This is a genomic window from Pseudomonas sp. NFACC37-1 (assembly GCF_900101575.1).
GTDB classification, from domain to species: Bacteria; Pseudomonadota; Gammaproteobacteria; order Pseudomonadales; family Pseudomonadaceae; genus Aquipseudomonas; species Aquipseudomonas fluorescens_AA.
This window is the reverse complement of record NZ_FMUZ01000003.1, coordinates 347,413-364,382: the sequence shown is the minus strand read 5'-3', so window position 1 is coordinate 364,382 and position 16,970 is coordinate 347,413. Positions and strand designations below refer to the sequence as shown.

At 61.0% G+C, this 16,970-nt stretch carries 18 protein-coding genes and 1 pseudogene; 8 read left to right on the top strand and 11 right to left on the bottom strand.

All coding sequences use genetic code 11. The features are described from left to right. Window positions 1-102 precede the first annotated feature (102 nt). Together BLP82_RS06170 and BLP82_RS06165 are read left to right on the top strand one after the other, a co-directional pair. The gene (locus BLP82_RS06170) at window positions 103-2,154 is read left to right on the top strand and encodes a putative bifunctional diguanylate cyclase/phosphodiesterase (RefSeq protein ID WP_092166053.1); all 2,052 of its coding nucleotides are present in this window, start codon (window positions 103-105) and stop codon (window positions 2,152-2,154) included. 258 nt (window positions 2,155-2,412) lie between these two features. Continuing rightward, entirely contained in the window at window positions 2,413-3,756 is a 1,344-nt protein-coding gene (locus tag BLP82_RS06165) for an imelysin family protein (RefSeq protein ID WP_060738837.1), read from the top strand. Between the two features lie 237 nt (window positions 3,757-3,993). On the opposite strand, the gene BLP82_RS06160 is transcribed toward BLP82_RS06165, so the two are convergent. The 4 genes and pseudogenes from BLP82_RS06160 to BLP82_RS06145 form a co-directional block, all read right to left on the bottom strand. Then, window positions 3,994-5,229, bottom strand: coding sequence for an RNA polymerase sigma factor (locus tag BLP82_RS06160; protein WP_092166052.1), 1,236 nt, complete (start codon window positions 5,227-5,229; stop codon window positions 3,994-3,996). Next, window positions 5,229-5,324: pseudogene (locus tag BLP82_RS06155) on the bottom strand (polyketide cyclase); the annotation flags it as partial. The pseudogene BLP82_RS06155 and the gene BLP82_RS06160, both read right to left, overlap by 1 nt. A gap of 75 nt (window positions 5,325-5,399) precedes the next feature. After that, on the bottom strand, window positions 5,400-5,744 hold the full coding sequence (locus BLP82_RS06150; RefSeq protein WP_003198606.1) for a YciI family protein: 345 nt from the start codon (window positions 5,742-5,744) through the stop codon (window positions 5,400-5,402). 67 nt (window positions 5,745-5,811) lie between these two features. After that, window positions 5,812-6,246, bottom strand: coding sequence for a YybH family protein (locus tag BLP82_RS06145; RefSeq protein WP_092166051.1), 435 nt, complete (start codon window positions 6,244-6,246; stop codon window positions 5,812-5,814). Between the two features lie 141 nt (window positions 6,247-6,387). Here BLP82_RS06145 and BLP82_RS06140 point away from each other — a divergent pair, with 141 nt between their 5' ends. After that, window positions 6,388-6,873: a GNAT family N-acetyltransferase gene (locus BLP82_RS06140; RefSeq protein WP_092166050.1), complete on the top strand. Its 486-nt coding sequence runs from the start codon at window positions 6,388-6,390 to the stop codon at window positions 6,871-6,873. A 48-nt stretch (window positions 6,874-6,921) separates the two neighbouring features. Here the strand turns inward: BLP82_RS06140 and BLP82_RS06135 are convergent, their stop codons facing one another. After that, window positions 6,922-7,410: a GyrI-like domain-containing protein gene (locus BLP82_RS06135; protein WP_092166049.1), complete on the bottom strand. Its 489-nt coding sequence runs from the start codon at window positions 7,408-7,410 to the stop codon at window positions 6,922-6,924. A gap of 80 nt (window positions 7,411-7,490) precedes the next feature. Next, window positions 7,491-8,153 (bottom strand): LysE family translocator, encoded by a 663-nt coding sequence (locus BLP82_RS06130; protein WP_092166048.1) that lies wholly within the window; start codon window positions 8,151-8,153, stop codon window positions 7,491-7,493. Window positions 8,154-8,361: 208 nt separating this feature from the next. On the opposite strand from BLP82_RS06130, the gene alaC reads away from it, so the two are divergent. After that, the gene (alaC, locus tag BLP82_RS06125) at window positions 8,362-9,579 is read left to right on the top strand and encodes an alanine transaminase (protein ID WP_092166047.1); all 1,218 of its coding nucleotides are present in this window, start codon (window positions 8,362-8,364) and stop codon (window positions 9,577-9,579) included. A 160-nt stretch (window positions 9,580-9,739) separates the two neighbouring features. Here alaC and BLP82_RS06120 read toward each other — a convergent pair whose 3' ends face one another. Together BLP82_RS06120 and BLP82_RS06115 are read right to left on the bottom strand one after the other, a co-directional pair. Further along, entirely contained in the window at window positions 9,740-11,092 is a 1,353-nt protein-coding gene (locus tag BLP82_RS06120; RefSeq protein ID WP_060738845.1) for a GntP family permease, read from the bottom strand. 92 nt (window positions 11,093-11,184) lie between these two features. Further along, window positions 11,185-11,718, bottom strand: coding sequence for a gluconokinase (locus BLP82_RS06115; RefSeq protein WP_092166046.1), 534 nt, complete (start codon window positions 11,716-11,718; stop codon window positions 11,185-11,187). 216 nt (window positions 11,719-11,934) lie between these two features. Between BLP82_RS06115 and BLP82_RS06110 the strand changes: the two genes are divergently transcribed. From BLP82_RS06110 to BLP82_RS06100, 3 genes are all read left to right on the top strand, one after another. Then, a complete protein-coding gene (locus tag BLP82_RS06110; RefSeq protein WP_060738847.1) occupies window positions 11,935-12,966 on the top strand; it encodes an HTH-type transcriptional regulator GntR in 1,032 nt (343 codons plus the stop codon). 159 nt (window positions 12,967-13,125) lie between these two features. Further along, window positions 13,126-13,680, top strand: coding sequence for a hypothetical protein (locus BLP82_RS06105; protein WP_092166045.1), 555 nt, complete (start codon window positions 13,126-13,128; stop codon window positions 13,678-13,680). 290 nt (window positions 13,681-13,970) lie between these two features. Continuing rightward, on the top strand, window positions 13,971-14,378 hold the full coding sequence (locus tag BLP82_RS06100) for a GNAT family N-acetyltransferase (RefSeq protein WP_092166043.1): 408 nt from the start codon (window positions 13,971-13,973) through the stop codon (window positions 14,376-14,378). A 140-nt stretch (window positions 14,379-14,518) separates the two neighbouring features. Here the strand turns inward: BLP82_RS06100 and def are convergent, their stop codons facing one another. The 3 genes from def to BLP82_RS06085 form a co-directional block, all read right to left on the bottom strand. After that, the gene (gene def, locus BLP82_RS06095; protein WP_060738850.1) at window positions 14,519-15,058 is read right to left on the bottom strand and encodes a peptide deformylase; all 540 of its coding nucleotides are present in this window, start codon (window positions 15,056-15,058) and stop codon (window positions 14,519-14,521) included. Further along, a complete protein-coding gene (locus BLP82_RS06090; RefSeq protein WP_092166041.1) occupies window positions 15,055-16,005 on the bottom strand; it encodes a YihY/virulence factor BrkB family protein in 951 nt (316 codons plus the stop codon). The genes def and BLP82_RS06090 overlap by 4 nt, the downstream gene beginning before the upstream one ends. A 173-nt stretch (window positions 16,006-16,178) precedes the next feature. After that, window positions 16,179-16,370: a CsbD family protein gene (locus BLP82_RS06085; protein ID WP_025212262.1), complete on the bottom strand. Its 192-nt coding sequence runs from the start codon at window positions 16,368-16,370 to the stop codon at window positions 16,179-16,181. A 196-nt stretch (window positions 16,371-16,566) separates the two neighbouring features. Here BLP82_RS06085 and BLP82_RS06080 point away from each other — a divergent pair, with 196 nt between their 5' ends. Then, complete coding sequence (locus tag BLP82_RS06080) at window positions 16,567-16,944, top strand: hypothetical protein (RefSeq protein ID WP_092166039.1); 378 nt, start codon at window positions 16,567-16,569, stop codon at window positions 16,942-16,944. Window positions 16,945-16,970 lie beyond the last annotated feature (26 nt).

The following is a 16,970-nucleotide window of genomic DNA, read 5'->3' as shown; positions in this document are numbered from 1 at the left end:
AAGCGAAAACCCTTGTGTTTGATTGTCCCTTTGACTGACATCACAGGATTGCCAATACTCATGGCAACTTGACGCTACCCGCACGGAACAAGGAACCATTCTTTGAAGCTGGAACTCAAGAACAGCTTGTCTGTGAAGTTGCTCCGGGTCGTGCTCCTTTCGGCATTGATCGTTGGCATGGTCTTGAGCTGCGCCCAGATCGTGTTCGATGCCTACAAAACCAACCAGGCCGTCGCCAGTGACGCCCAGCGTATCCTCGACATGTTCCGCGATCCGTCGACCCAGGCCGTCTACAGCCTGGACCGGGAAATGGGCATGCAAGTGATCGAAGGCCTGTTCCAGGACCAAGCCGTGCGCATGGCTTCCATCGGCCATCCCCGCGAAACCATGCTCGCCGAAAAAGCCCGCCCCTTGCAGCACTCCGAAAGCCGCTGGCTGACCGACCTGATCCTGGGCAAGGAGCGCACCTTCACCACGCAACTGGTGGGACGTGGCCCCTACAGCGAATACTACGGCGACCTGAGCATTACCCTCGACACGGCCACCTACGGCGAGGGGTTCATCGTCAGTTCGGTGATCATCTTCATCTCCGGGATGCTGCGGGCCCTGGCCATGGGCCTGGTGCTGTACCTGGTCTATCACTGGCTGCTGACCAAGCCGTTGTCGCGGATCATCGAGCACCTGACCGAAATCAACCCCGATCGCCCCAGCGCACACAAGATCCCGCAGTTGCGCGGCCACGAGCAAAACGAACTGGGCCTGTGGATCAACACAGCCAACCAACTGCTCGAATCCATCGAGCGCAACACACACCTGCGTCACGAAGCGGAAAACAGCCTGCTGCGAATGGCCCAGTACGACTTTCTCACCGGCCTGCCCAACCGCCAGCAACTTCAACAGCAACTGGACAAGATCCTGGTGGACGCCGGACGCCTGCAACGTCGGGTGGCGGTGTTGTGTGTAGGGCTGGATGATTTCAAGGGCATCAACGAACAGTTCAGCTATCAGACCGGCGATCAGTTGCTGCTGGCCCTGGCGGATCGACTACGGGCCCACAGTGGGCGGCTCGGCGCACTGGCGCGGCTGGGGGGCGACCAGTTCGCCCTGGTCCAGGCCGACATCGAACAGCCTTACGAGGCCGCCGAACTGGCCCAGAGCATCCTCGATGACCTGGAAGCGCCGTTCGCCATCGACGATCAGCAAATCCGCCTGCGGGCCACCATCGGCATCACCCTCTTCCCCGAAGACGGCGACAGCACCGAGAAACTGTTGCAGAAAGCCGAGCAGACCATGACCCTGGCCAAGAGTCGCTCGCGCAATCGCTACCAGTTCTACATTGCCAGCGTCGACAGCGAGATGCGCCGCCGCCGCGAGCTGGAAAAAGACTTGCGCGAAGCCCTGGCCCGCGAGCAGTTCTCCCTGGTGTACCAGCCACAGATCAGCTACCGCGACCTGCGGGTGGTGGGCACTGAAGCCCTGATCCGCTGGCACCATCCCGAACACGGCCTGGTGCCGCCGGACCTGTTCATTCCCCTGGCCGAGCAGAACGGCACCATCATCGCCATCGGTGAATGGGTGCTGGACCAGGCGTGCAGGCAATTGCGCGAATGGCACGACCAGGGTTTCCTCGATCTGCGCATGGCGGTCAACCTGTCGACCGTGCAGCTGCACCATGCCGAACTGCCACGGGTGGTGAACAATCTCCTGCAGATCTACCGGCTGCCGCCGCGCAGCCTGGAGCTGGAGGTCACCGAGACCGGCCTGATGGAAGACATCACTACTGCAGCCCAGCACTTGCTGAGCCTGCGTCGCTCCGGGGCGCTGATTGCCATTGATGACTTCGGCACCGGCTATTCGTCCCTGAGCTACCTCAAGAGCCTGCCGCTGGACAAGATCAAGATCGACAAGAGCTTCGTACAGGACCTGCTCGACGACGAAGACGACGCAACCATCGTCCGGGCCATCATCCAATTGGGCAAGAGCCTGGGGATGCAGGTCATTGCCGAGGGCGTCGAGACGATCGAGCAGGAAGCCTACATCATCGCCGAGGGCTGCCACGAAGGTCAGGGGTACTACTACAGCAAACCACTGCCGGCACGTGAACTGGGCCTTTACCTGAAGCAGGCCGAGCGCAGCAAGGCGTCCATCCTCTGATTCTTCTCTTCTGCCACGTTCCCGTAGGAGCTGGCGAAGCCTGCGATCTTTTGATCTTTCGCTCCATACTCGATTGGCAGGGGAAAGATCGCAGCCTCGCTTCGCTCGGCAGCTCCTACAGACGCTGCCGATCCCTTCATTAAATAAGAAATATTTACAACCATAACCCTTTACACATAATGCAAATCTTTCGCATTATGTCGCAGTTTTGCGCACCCTCGCGCCTGTCCCATCCATCACCGAAGCAGGATGTTCGCCATGATTCGTATGCCCCTGGCTACCGCCAGTTTGCTGGCCATCGCTATTTCCCTCGCCGGTTGCGGCGAAGGCAAAGACAAGGCCGCCGCGCCGCAAGCGCCAACGCCGGCCGCCAGCACCTCGGCACCGGTCGCCCCTGCTGCTGCCGGCAAAGTCGACGAAGCCGCCGCCAAGGCCGTTGTCGCGCACTATGCCGACATCGTCTATGCCGTCTACAGCGATGCCGAATCCACTGCGAAGACCCTGCAAACCGCCGTCGACGCGTTCCTGGCCAAGCCGAACGCCGATACCTTGAAAGCCGCCAAGGCTGCCTGGGTCGCCGCACGCGTACCGTACCTGCAAAGCGAAGTGTTCCGCTTCGGCAACACCATCATCGACGACTGGGAAGGCCAGGTGAACGCCTGGCCCCTGGACGAAGGCCTGATCGACTACGTCGACAAATCCTACGAGCACGCCTTGGGTAATCCGGGCGCCACCGCCAACATCATCGCCAATACCGAAGTCCAGGTTGGCGAAGACAAGGTCGACGTCAAGGACATCACCCCGGAAAAACTCGCCAGCCTGAACGAGCTGGGCGGTTCCGAGGCCAACGTCGCCACCGGCTACCACGCCATCGAATTCCTGCTGTGGGGCCAGGACCTCAACGGCACCGGCCCGGGCGCCGGCAATCGCCCCGCTTCGGATTACCTGGAAGGCGCCGGTGCCACTGGCGGCCACAACGACCGTCGTCGTGCCTACCTCAAGTCCGTGACCCAACTGCTGGTCAATGACCTGCAGGAAATGGTCGGCAACTGGAAGCCGAACGTGGCCGACAACTACCGCGCCACCCTGGAAGCCGAGCCGGCCGAAAGCGGCCTGCGCAAGATGCTGTTCGGCATGGGCAGCCTGTCCCTGGGTGAACTGGCGGGCGAGCGCATGAAGGTGTCCCTGGAAGCCAACTCGCCGGAAGACGAGCAGGATTGCTTCAGCGACAACACCCACAACTCGCATTTCTACGATGCCAAGGGCGTGCGTAACGTGTACCTGGGCGAATACACCCGTGTCGACGGCACCAAGATGACCGGCGCCAGCCTGTCGTCCCTGGTCGCCAAGGCCGACCCGGCCGCGGACACCGCGCTCAAGGCCGACCTGGCCGACACCGAAGCCAAGATCCAGGTCATGGTCGATCACGCCAACAAGGGTGAGCACTACGACCAGTTGATCGCCGCCGGCAACACTGCCGGTAACCAGATCGTGCGCGACGCCATCGCCGCACTGGTCAAGCAGACCGGTTCGATCGAACAGGCTGCGGGCAAACTGGGCATCAGCGACCTGAACCCGGACAACGCTGATCACGAGTTCTGATCAACGCCGGCTGGCTGAAAAAAGCGACCTTCGGGTCGCTTTTTTTTGTCTGATGCAGGTCACTCAGTAGAAATAAAGCCGAAGCTGTTCTTGTGGCGAGGGGATTTATCCCCGCTCGAGTGCGCAGCGCTCGCCGACAACTGGCAGCGTTGCACAGAGTTCTGGGATTGCTCCGCAATCCAACGGGGATAAATCCCCTCGCCACAGATTCGGTGCTTGCAGGTCCTTGGTGGCTCATCACTGCAACCCCGCAAGCCGCCCTTCGATAAACCGCCGTTCCGGCAGTTGCTGCGTCAGTTCGAGCGCGCGGCGGTACGCCGCCCTCGCCTCGTCCAATCGTCCCAGTTGACGACAGAATTCCGCCTGCGCCGAATAGGCCAGGTGATAGTCGAGTAATTCCCCACGCTCCAGGATCGCCTCGACCAGGCGCAAGCCGACTTCCGGTCCATCGCGCTTGGCCAGGGCGGCGGCGCGGTTGAGTTCGATCACCGGCGACGGCACGGCCCGCAGCAGCACATCATAAAGGCCGATGATCTGCGGCCAATCGGTCTGCTCAGCCGTCGGCGCTTCGGCATGCACCGCCGCAATCGCCGCTTGCAGGCAGTACGGCCCGAACCGTCGGGTTTTCAACGCGGCTTCCACCAACGCACAGCCCTCGGCGATCAGCTCGGCATCCCATAAGGATCGCACCTGCTCATCCAGCAGAATCAGTTCACCGGTCGACGACGTTCGCGCCGGGCGCCGGGATTCGTGCAGCAGCATCAACGCCAGCAACCCCATGACCTCGGCTTCGGGCAGCAACTCCATCAGCAGACGCCCGAGACGGATGGCTTCGCGCGTGAGGTCTTCGCGCGTCAGCTCGGCCCCCATCGAGGCCGAATACCCTTCGTTGAACACCAGGTAGATCACCCGCAGCACGCTGTCCAGGCGCTCCGGCAGTTCCGCGCGGGACGGCACCTGATAGGGGATTCTGGCATCGCGGATTTTCGCCTTGGCCCGCACGATGCGCTGGGCAATGGCCGCCGGGGCGGCGAGGAACGCCCGGGCGATTTGTTCGGTGCTCAGGTCGCAGACTTCCCGCAGCGTCAGGGGCACCTGGGCATCCGCCGCCAGGGCTGGGTGGCAACAGGTAAAAATCAGCCGCAGGCGATCGTCTTCCACGTCTTCGTCACTCCACGGATCCTGCTCCAGCGCCTCGATTTGAGCGATCAACATCGGTTGGGACGCAGTGAAGCGCGCACGCCGGCGCAAACTGTCGATGGCCTTGAAGCGTCCGGCAGACACCAGCCAGGCCCGAGGGCTGTCCGGTACACCGTCGCGCTGCCAGCGCTCGACCGCAATGAAAAAAGCCTCGTGCAAGGCCTCTTCCGCCAGATCGAAGTCACCCAGCAGGCGAATCAATGTCGCCAGGATCCGCCGCGAGTCTTGCCGATAAACCTGCTCGACCCGCGCCTTGACCGTTTCGACCGACATCAGTCGGGCATGCCTTGGGTAACCAGCGTCTCAAGCCGGCCCAGGCTCTGGCCCCAACCCTCATGGAAACCCATGGTTTCCTGTGCCTGGCGATCGATTACCCGGCTGATGGACAACGCGTAAAAGGCAGCTGTGAGGTTCATGAATGAAATCCTGTTTGTGATTGTTGTTCAGGGGTTCAGTTGGCGTACCGGTCGCACTTCAACGCAACCGACCCGGGCCGCCGGGATATTGCCGGCGACCTGGATGGCTTCGTTGAGGTCCTTGGCGTCGATCAGGTAGAAGCCCGCCAGTTGCTCCTTGGTTTCGGCGAACGGGCCGTCGGTGATCGACAGCTTGCCGCCACGCATGCGCACCGTGGTGGCGGTCTGTACCGATTCCAGGGCTTCGGCGGCCAGCATGCGCCCACTGCCCTGGATCGATTCGGCATAGGCCATGCACTCGGCGTCCTCCGGGCTGTCGGGGGAGTTGTGCAGCGTGTGTTCGTTGCTATACACCAGGCATAGGTACTTCATGGAAGGCTCCGTGTTCGGACTGATCAACTATGGACGGCAGAATGACGCTCGGCGAAAAAACCGACGATCAGGGTTGCAGGTCGAACAGCGCCGTCCCGGCCATCGGGTCGAACGGAGCGGACCAATGTTCATGGACAATCCGCCATTGTCCGGCTACACGCTGGTAGCAGGCCGTCACACGCATCCAGCAGGCCTGTTCCTCGCCTTTTTCGTTGGTGCCGCCGCAATAGGCCAGCCAGTGGGCGAAGGCAATGTTGTCGGCCGGGGTAATCTTGACCTGATGAAAGTCGAACTTGTGCGGGCCGGGGCACATTTCCATACAGGCTTGCCAATGGGCCCGGTAAGCCGTCTTGCCCTTGAATTGCAGGGCCTGGATGGCATCGAACGAGACAATGTTCTCGTCATAGAGCGCCATGACTTTTTCGACATCCTTGGCCATGACGGCTTGGCGGTAGGTGTCGATCAGGGCCTGGATCTGGGTTTCAGTGGCTTGGGTATTCATGGTGATTCTCCGCAGTTTTTTGTTGAAGACACCCTTTGTCGTTTGGAGAAACAGCGAATCGACAATCCAACAAAAAATATTCAAAGAGAAAATTCGCTAGAATCCAAGTCCCTATTCTGTCGGCAAACATTGGACGTTTCTGTGACCGCTCGACTCGTCCCTTACGAAGACCTGACCGCGCTGCAACGCGAACAGGTCAGCGCCATCGAACTCTCCCCCGAGCAGATCAAGTTCGCCGGCGATATCCATGGCGCCCTGCACATGCTGCTGTCCCGGCCCGGCCCGGGAGTCAAGGGCTTTGCGCTATTGGCTGGGGAGGTACCGGTGGCCTTCCTGCTGCTCAAGCGCCCGCCGGTACTGCCCGCCTGGGCCAACGAACACAGCGCCACCCTGCATGCCTTGCAAGTCGACCACCGGGCCCAGGGCAAAGGGTATGGCAAGGCCTGCCTGCAAGCACTACCCGCCGTGGCACGTAGCGCCTGGCCGGACATCCACGGATTGGAGCTCTCGGTCGATCCCGATAACGTCTCGGCCATTGGCCTGTACGCCCGACTGGGCTGGGTCGACAGTGGCGAAGCCTATAAGGGCCGCATCGGTTATGAGCGGCGGATGGGGTTGGTGTTCTGACAAACAGAATCAACGATCGATAGGCGCTCCCACAGGGGACTGCGTCAATCAGCTTGGCTTGAGCGGGATCCAGATCTCCAGGGTGCCTTGGCCGGTCCTGGGGTTGAAGTCTTCGCTGTAGCGCTCGAATTCAGGCTCCTGCGCCGCTTCGTAACCGGACTGGGGCAGCCACTCGTTCCAGATGTACTGGAACGTATCCGGCAGCTTTTTCAACGGCCCTTTGTGTTCGAAGACCGCGTAATGGCCTGGCTGGATTTCGATCCAGCGGTATTGGTCCGGCAAATCGTCGAGCCGGCTGATTTCCACGCCGGCGATGTATTCGAACCCGCCCTGCCCGTCCGGGTTGCAACACACACCGTAGGTCACTTCATCTTTCTGCCCTGGCACCTTGTCGAGCCAGGGCAGGAACTTTTCCCAGAGCAGAGGGATGTCTTGGGCGGTGTCCTGGGTAAACCGAGCACCAAAGCCGGCGATGAGTTGAAAACGTCCCTGTTCAAAGCGTGGTACGGCTGTGCAATCGCGTTTGGGCTTTTCCATGCGGCAACACTCCAGCAAAACGTGAAGTCGGGCTTGGCAGTATAGAAGCCAAACCGGAATTGCCAGGGCCGTTTCGCTTGTCAGATGCCAGGCAGAGGCCCGGTAACGGCGTTTCCTACAAACTCGTTGTAGCCAGAAACAATCACGTACACCGCGAAATAGCAGAAAATCGCGGCGGATGCCCAATAGGAATAACGCAACAATTTATTCCCCAACAGTTTGCCGCCCTGGGTCGCCGCCAGGCACAAGGCCGCGCACCACAGCAGCCCGGCGCAGAGAAAACCACTGAGAAACAGCGCCGAGCTGAGCAAGGTTCCGCCGCCCGAACGGGCGATCAGCGTACCGCCCACTGCCGCGAACCAGAGGATGGCACTGGGCGATGACATGGCCAGGAAAATCCCGCGCAAGAACTCCTGGCGCGAAGAGTTGCCCTGCACTTCACCGGCCTCGGCCAGTACTGCGCTGTGATAGATCGCCGAGTGGATCATCTTCGCCGCGAAGTACAGCAACAGCACCGAGCCACCGACCCACAGCACCCAGCGCACCGCTTCGTATTGCAGCAATACGGTCATGCCGGCCAAGGCCAGGACGGCATAGATCAGATCGCCCACGCAGGTGCCCAGGCCCAGGGCGAAACCCTGGAAATAGCCGCGCTGCATCGCCAGGGTGATCATCGCGATATTGGCCACGCCAATGTCCAGGCACAGCGAAAGGCTCAGCAGGAAGCCGCTGGAAAATTCCATCATTCGTTCCATCAGGATTGGGTGAGACAGGTTCAACAAGCCGCTGCGACCATCGATGGCGCCGCGGCCAGGGCGACAGTGTCGTCGAAAATAGTTCGCCGCGGCTACTGGACAATCCGACATCCGCCCGATTATCTTGCGCCGCAGGCCACCGCAGTGGCCAACGTCGCTCGGACGGTTCCGGGCGCTCACGTATCTCGAGGCAACAATGGCCGAACAAGGTTCGCCGCGCCGCTTTGCGCGCATAGATCGACTCCCCCCGTATGTATTCAATATCACTGCCGAGCTGAAGATGGCTGCGCGTCGGCGCGGCGAAGACATCATCGACTTGAGCATGGGTAATCCCGACGGCGCCACGCCTCCACACATCGTGGAAAAACTGGTCACCGTCGCCCAGCGTGAAGACACCCACGGCTACTCCACCTCCAAAGGCATCCCGCGCCTGCGCCGCGCCATTTCGCGCTGGTACAAGGACCGCTACGAAGTGGACATCGACCCGGAAACCGAAGCCATCGTCACCATCGGTTCCAAGGAAGGCCTGGCCCACCTGATGCTGGCCACCCTGGACCAGGGCGACACGGTGTTGGTGCCCAACCCCAGCTATCCGATCCACATCTACGGCGCGGTGATCGCCGGCGCCCAGGTGCGCTCGGTGCCGTTGGTGCCAGGGGTGGATTTCTTCGACGAACTGGAGCGGGCCATTCGCGGCTCGATTCCCAAGCCGAAGATGATGATCCTCGGCTTCCCATCCAACCCCACCGCCCAGTGTGTGGAGCTGGACTTCTTCGAGCGGGTCATCGCCCTGGCCAAGCAGTACGATGTGCTGGTGATCCACGACCTGGCCTACGCCGACATCGTGTATGACGGCTGGAAAGCCCCGTCGATCATGCAAGTGCCGGGGGCGAAGGACATCGCGGTGGAGTTCTTCACCCTGTCCAAGAGCTACAACATGGCCGGCTGGCGCATCGGGTTCATGGTGGGCAACCCGGAGCTGGTCAACGCCCTGGCGCGGATCAAGAGCTACCACGACTACGGCACCTTCACGCCGCTGCAGGTGGCCGCCATCGCCGCCCTCGAAGGCGACCAGCAATGCGTGCGCGACATCGCCGAGCAGTACCGCCAGCGCCGCAATGTGCTGGTCAAGGGGCTGCATGAGCTGGGCTGGAAGGTGGAAAACCCCAAGGCGTCGATGTACGTCTGGGCCAAGATTCCCGAGGCCTATGCACACCTGGGCTCGCTGGAGTTCGCCAAGAAGCTGCTGGCCGAAGCCAAGGTCTGCGTCTCGCCGGGAGTGGGGTTCGGGGAGTATGGGGATGATCACGTGCGCTTTGCGCTGATCGAGAACCAGGACCGGATTCGCCAGGCTGTGCGTGGGATCCGTGGGATGTTCCGGGCGGATGGGTTGGTAAGCAAACCTAACGCCTGACCTAAAACCCAATGTGGGTATTTCCTGGATTTGTTGATCACCAGAAATCGGTGTGGGAGCGGGCTTGCTCGCGAAGGCGATATAACATTCAACCTATTTGTTGACTGTCAGTCCGCCTTCGCGAGCAAGCCCGCTCCCACATTGACTACAGTGTTGTCGGTTATACCACCAGCGACAGCAGCAGGATAAAGATCAATCCCACCACCGACAGGATGGTTTCCATCGCGGTCCAGGTCTTGAACGTCTCGGCCACGGTCATGTTGAAGTACTGCTTGACCAGCCAGAAACCCGCATCGTTGACGTGGGAAAGGATCAACGAACCGGCACCGGTCGCCAGCACCAGCAGCTCACGGTTCACACCCGGCATCATCCCCACCACCGGCACCACGATACCGGCACCGGTAATGGTCGCCACCGTCGCCGAACCTGTGGCGATACGGATCACTGCGGCCACCAGCCACGCCAGCAGGATCGGCGAGATCTGCGCACTCACCGCCATGTGACCGATCACATCGCCCACGCCGCTGGTGACCAGCATCTGCTTGAAGCCACCACCGGCACCGATGATCAGGATGATCGCGGCGGTCGGCGCAAGGCTGGCGTCCAGCCATTTGAGCATCTGGCTGGAGCCGATGCCCTGCTTGTAGCCGAAGGTGTACAGCGACAGCAACAACGCCAGCAGCAAAGCCGAGATCGGGTGACCGATCATGTCCATCCAGGCGCGGAAGAGGTTGCCGTCCGGCAGCGCCACGTCAGCGAAAGTCTTGAGCAGCATCAGGAACACCGGCGACAACACGGTGATCAAGGTGATGCTGAAGCTTGGCAGCTCGGCGGCGCTCGTCTCGCGGGCCAGTTGGTCCACCAGCTCCTGGTTCGGATGGCCGGGGATGTGCTTGGCAATGAACGTACCGAAGATCGGGCCGGCAATGATGGCGGTCGGCAGCGCGACGATCAGGCCATAGAGAATGGTCTTGCCGATGTCAGCGCCAAATATGCCAATCGCCAGCAACGGCCCCGGGTGCGGCGGCACCAGGCCGTGAACCGCGGAAAGACCGGCCAGCAGCGGGATACCGATCTTGATGATCGACACGCCGGTGCGACGCGCGACGATGAACACCAGCGGGATCAGCAGCACGAAGCCGATTTCGAAGAACAGCGGGATGCCCACCAGGAAGGCGGCGAACATCATCGCCCACTGCACCTTGTCCTTGCCGAAGGCGCGGATCAGGGTCTGGGCGATCTGATCGGCTCCGCCCGACTCGGCCATCATTTTACCGAGCATCGTGCCCAGCGCCAGGATGATACCGACAAAGCCCAGCACGCCACCGAAGCCGTCCTGGAACGCCTTGATGATGGTGCCGGTCGGCATGCCCGACGTCAGGCCGAGGAACGCGGCGGCGATGGTCAGCGCAATGAACGGGTGGAATTTGAACTTGGTGATGAGGACGATGAGTCCGATCACCGTGACCACTGCATCAAGCAGTAGGAACGTCTCGTGGGACATGCCGAACATGGGAGGTGTCTCCTGATTTGTTGTTGTTATTGAAGCAGTTATTTATGAGTCGTCGGGACAGCGCTATCTTTCTGACGCAAATTTTTTGAAACTCAGCTGACCAGCTTCAAACCGTGGGCCAACCACCAGACGTAAGCCTGCTGTGCCAGTTCGTCAACGCTGTGGCTGGACGCGTCCAGAGCCAGGGTCAGGGGCTCGCCGACAGGGGATTCAAGGGTGGCGAACTGGCTGTCGATCAGGGTCGACGGCATGAAATGGCCGGGACGATGGGACACGCGGTCGGCGGCCACTTCGGGGGTCAATTCAAGGAATACGAAGCCCAGGCCGGGCAAGGCGCTGCGCAGACGCTCGCGATAACTGTGCTTGAGGGCCGAGCAAGTCAGCACCGGGCGCTCGCCCGTGGCGTCGACACGGCGCAACTCGTCGCACAGGCTGTCGAGCCAGCCGGCACGGTCGTCGTCGTTCAAGGGGATACCGGCGCTCATCTTCTGGATGTTGGCCGCAGGGTGGAACGTGTCGCCTTCGATGGCGGTGGCGCCGCTCAATTGGCACAGGGCCTGGCTGACGCAAGTTTTGCCGCAACCGGCAACGCCCATGATGACCAGGGCGGAGATGGGATTGTTCATGTAACACCTCAGCGCGCAGACAGCGCTACCTTTGCCAGTTATGACACCGCAGCAAAAGCAGAAGTTGCCGACGCCTTCTTGTCATTTTTGTGGTTGCAGCATGTTCGTTCACGACACCCGCGGACGGAGGATCAGGCAACCCCCGCTCACGCATTTGCAGCGGCGTCGAGACAGCGCTACCTTAGTGCCTTGATTTTTGTTTGGCAAGCCGCCCTGATGACCGTCCCTAAAAACGATAAGAATACGCGCACCACCGGTCGCCCCACGCTCAACGAAGTCGCACGCCTGGCCGGTGTCAGCCCCATCACCGCCTCCCGTGCCCTGCGTGGCGTCAGCACCGTCGCCTCGGAACTGGTGGAAAAAGTCCGCCAGGCCGCCGTGGAACTCAACTACGTCGTCAATCCGGCTGCCCGCGCCCTGGCTTCGGCCCAGAGCCATTCAGTGGTGGTGCTGGTGCCGTCGTTGTCCAACCTGTTGTTCATCGACACCCTGGAAGCCATCCATCGGGTGCTACGGCCCAAGGGTTTCGAAGTGGTGATCGGCAACTACCACTACTCCCGGGACGAGGAAGAAGACCTGTTGCGCAACTACATGGCCTATCAGCCACGGGGGTTGCTGCTGACCGGTTTCGACCGCACCGAAAGCGCCCGGCGCATGATCGAGGCCAGCAATATCCCGTGCGTGTACATGATGGAACTGGACCCCGGCGCCGGGCTCAATTGCGTCGGTTTTTCCCAGCTCAAGGCTGGCGAAACGGCGGCCGAGCACTTGATTTCCAAGGGCCGCAAGCGCCTGGCCTACATCGGCGCGCAACTGGACCAGCGTACTCTGCTGCGCGGCGAAGGGTTTCGCCGCGCCCTGCAGCAAGCCGGTTTGTATGACCCGGACCTGGAGCTGCTGACCCCGCGCCCATCCTCGGTAGGCCTGGGCGGGGAATTGTTCCTGCAATTGCTCGGCAGCCACCCGGACGTCGACGCGATCTTCTTCGGCAACGACGACCTGGCCCACGGCGCCCTGTTCGAAGCACTGCGCTGCGGCATCAAGATCCCCGAGCAGGTCTCGGTCCTGGGCTTCAACGACTTGCCCGCCTCGGCCCATATGGTGCCGCGCCTGAGCAGCATCAGCACCCCACGGGAAGCCATCGGTCGCCGTGCCGCGGAACAGATGCTGACACTGATGGCCGGCAACCGCATCGCGCAGCCGGTGGTGGACCTGGGTTTCGAGCTCAAGGTTCGCGAAAGCACCTGAGGCGCCACGCTCAAGCGGTCGATCCATGCCGTCGGACGGCAAGGGTTGGCCGCCCCCCTCGCCGCGCGCTTGCCCACACCCCTTGAAATACGGGCCTTGCGCAGGCGGCATGGGAATTGCTCCTGCCCATCGCTCAGCCATTACCCACAGGTGTTCATCATGTTGGTCAGTGCCAAACAGCAAGCGATGATCTTGCCACTCAAACGCCCGGGCGAAGATCCCACCGCCGAAGCCGCCAGCGGCCTGCAAAGCGCCGCGTTGCAGGCATTGCGCGATAACGTCCAGGCCCAGGCCAGCCAGGGCAGTGCCCAGGTCCAGGATTCCTTCACCCAACGAGCCACGCAACAGGTCAATGCCGCCACCGCCATCAGCGACAAGGTGGATGAGGCGTTCGCCAAGACGCGCGTGCAATTGCAGACCGTGGCTTCGTCAACGCCTGAAGAGGCCACGACACTTGGCGGCTCCGCCACGGCGCAGTTCAAGGACTACATGAGCAAGACGCCCGAAGAGCGCCTGCGCGACAGCATTCTCGAAGAGATGGGCATTACCGAGGAAGAGTTCGAGGCGATGCCGCCCGAGAAGCAGATGGCGGTCAGCCAGGAGATTGCCCAGCGCATGCAGGACAAGTCAGCGATGGCCCAAGTGGAAAAGGCCCAGGAGAGCCGCACAGGCGACAAAGCCGCGGCCACGGACATGTTTCTCGCCTCGCTTTGAGCCTCGGTACAGGCCAGAGCATTTGAGCTGGGGTGACCGCCCCAGCTCAACCTGAGCCCCGCCAAGTCGGTACCGGTTCAATGACCGAACAGGTTCACCTTCTTGGTTTTTTTGTCGGCGCGCTTTTCATCGGCCGTCTTTGCCGGTTTTTTCTTTGCCGCTTTTTTTGAATCCATGCCTTTGGCCATGATACGTACTCCAGTCATACGGGATGTGAAGTCAGGTATACACCTATCGCCGCACTCGCGTTCTTTTATAATCGCCTCCCCCTTCTGCGCCACGACCCCGCCATGTCCGAAATCCATTACGCAGTGCTCGAAGCATCGCTTTGGCCGCTGATGAACAAGTTTTACCGCGCCCACCAATCCTCGATGAAAGCGGTGCGTGACGCGCAGCTGTGGGTGGCACGGCGCGATGAGATCGTCGCCGCCCTGTGCTTGCGGCCTGTGTCGGGCGGGCATTGGTTGACGGGGTTGTTCGTCGACCCGGCGTACCGCGTCCAGGGCATAGCCGCGCGATTGATCGCTGAAGCGGTGAACGGGGTGGACAAGCCGGTGTGGCTGTTCTGTCACCCGGACTTGCGCGGCTTTTATGAGCGGCGGGGTTTCAGTTTCGACCCTGAACTGCCCTATGCGATGGCCGAACGCCTGAGCCGGTATGCCCGCAGCAAGCCGATGATTGCGATGGGGTTGAGCTAAACACCCTGACCTGGAATGCAATACATATCTCATGTGGGAGCGGGCTTGCTCGCGAAGACGGCGGCACATTCAACATCCATGCAAGCTGACCTACCGCTTTCGCGAGCAAGCCCGCTCCCACAGAGGTTTGTGTCCGGCAATCAATCGTCGGCGGTGGGGTCCAGGTCCGGGAACATCACTTCGGTAAAGCCGAACTTGCTGAAATCAGTGATGCGCGACGGGTACAAGCGCCCGATCAGATGATCGCATTCATGCTGCACCACCCGCGCATGGAAGCCCGACGCGTAACGCACGATCGGCTCGCCCTTGGGATCGAAGCCTTCATAGCGGATGTGTTGGTAGCGCTCGACCGCACCGCGCAAGCCCGGCACCGACAGGCAACCTTCGAAGCCCTCTTCCATCTGCGGGCCCAGGGGGGTGATCAGCGGGTTGATCAGGATGGTCTGGGGCACCGCCTCGGCGTCGGGGTAACGCTCGCTGTGCTCGAAGCCGAAGATCACCAGTTGCAGGTCGATGCCGATCTGCGGCGCCGCCAGGCCCACGCCGCCGACACTTTCCATGGTCTGGAACATGTCGTCGATCAATTGCCACAATTCCGGGCTGTCGAACATTTCGGCAGGCACCGGCGGGGCGATGCGCAGCAGGCGTTCGTCGCCCATTTTCAGGATTTCACGGATCATGGTCGGGCTTCGTCAGGGTGGGATTGAGGGATGGAATGGTCGCGCCCCAGGCCCGACACATGCTGTTTTTCGTGCTCGCCCGCACTCTTTTCACCCGGGTTCTTGCCCTCGGTGGACATGTGCTCGATCACCGCATTCATCTCCGCGCCGAGCAACAGCACCGCCGAAGAAATATAGAAATACAGCAACAACACGATGATCGCACCGATGCTGCCATACATGGCGTTGTAGTTGGCAAAGGTCTTGACGTAGAACGCGAACCCCAGGGAAGCGATGATCCACACCACCACCGCCAGCACCGACCCCGGCGTGATGAAGCGAAATTCCTGCTTGACGTCGGGCATCACGTAATAGATCAGTGCCACGGCCACCATCAGCAAGAACACGATCACCGGCCAGCGCACGATCGTCCAGAGCGTGACGATGAACTCCTCCAGGCCGACTTGGGCCGCGATCCAGCCCATCACCTGCGGCCCGAGCACCATCAACGCCGCAGCGGCCAGCAGCATGCCGGCGATGCCGACCGTGTAGAAAATCGACAGCGGGAAGCGCTTCCAGGCCGGACGGCCTTCCACCACATCGTAGGCGGCATTCATCGCGCTCATCATCAGCCGCACGCCCGCCGAAGCGGTCCACAAGGCGATGACGATACCCACGGACAACAAGCCGCCCTTGGATTGCTGGAGCTGGTCGATCACCGGGTTGACCTGCTCCAGGGCCTGGGGCGGCAGCACCAGCTCCGATTGCAGGCGCAACCAGGAGAAAAAGTCCGGCAGGTGCAGGAAACCGATCAAGGCGATCAGGAAGAGAATGAAGGGGAACAGCGAAAACAGCATCTGATAGGCCAGTGCCGAAGCGTAGGTCGACATCTCGTCGTCGAGAAACTCGGTCACGGTACGCATCATCACACGATGCAAAGGTAAGCCTTTCAAGGCCGGAAACATCATGTGCGTCTCCTTTCGCCGCAAAAAAGGAAGGTCGCCTGGCGACTCATGGGGTTGTTATCCAAGACAAAGTAACCTGTTTGGCGACTTTGGAACAATTTCCCCGGCGCAAGTTCGAGCCGACATGAAAACGGCCACCCGCAGATGACCGTTCCAATCGCGTTACTACAGGCAGGTTATGCCTCGTCGACGCCTTTCTTGACCGCATCCTTGGCCTTGCCCACGGCTTGTTGGGCCTCGCCTTTTTTCTCCTGGACCACGCCCTCGGCGCGCATGCGGTCATTGTCGGTGGCCTTGCCGACGCCTTGCTTGATGTTGCCAACGGCTTCGTTGGCAACGCCCTTCACTTTATCGCTCGTGCTACCCATGATGTCTCTCCTGTGAACAACGGTACGAAAAGTCATTACATAAGGGTTGACCGGGGCCGTTCGCGGGGAGTTTCATTTTTTTCAGCGGCACATTTCATCGTCGAATGCAGGTTGCACTTTATGTTTGTCGGTCAACCCCCGAGAATGCCCCACGTATTCAGGCTGCGGCTTGAAGCTCCAACCCCGTAGGAACGTTATGAAACTCGATAAAAAGCAGGCCATCGCCCGCAGGAACCAGCAACTGGGCGGCGCCGTACTGGGCGTCAACAACTGCCATTTCAGCGAACTGAACCGCAACCGCAACATCTTCTGGTTCGATATCCCGGTGGCGCGCCTGGCCATCGGTCAGTACGAATGGATCCACCTGCTGCTGCACACGCCGGCCACCGATGAGCTGCTGCACTTGAAGGTGCCGACCGTGTTCCTGCGGGAAAAAATGGAAGGCCTGGAAGTGCGCAACCAGGGCAAACGCAAGGCCGCCCTGAGCCTGGAACTGAGCGCCGACAAGGACGCCTACCTGCAAGACATGCGGCCGGGTGGCACCAACCTGGATTTTGCGCAGTTCCGGTTGTAACCGGACCCGAAAAATTTGCAAGGAGC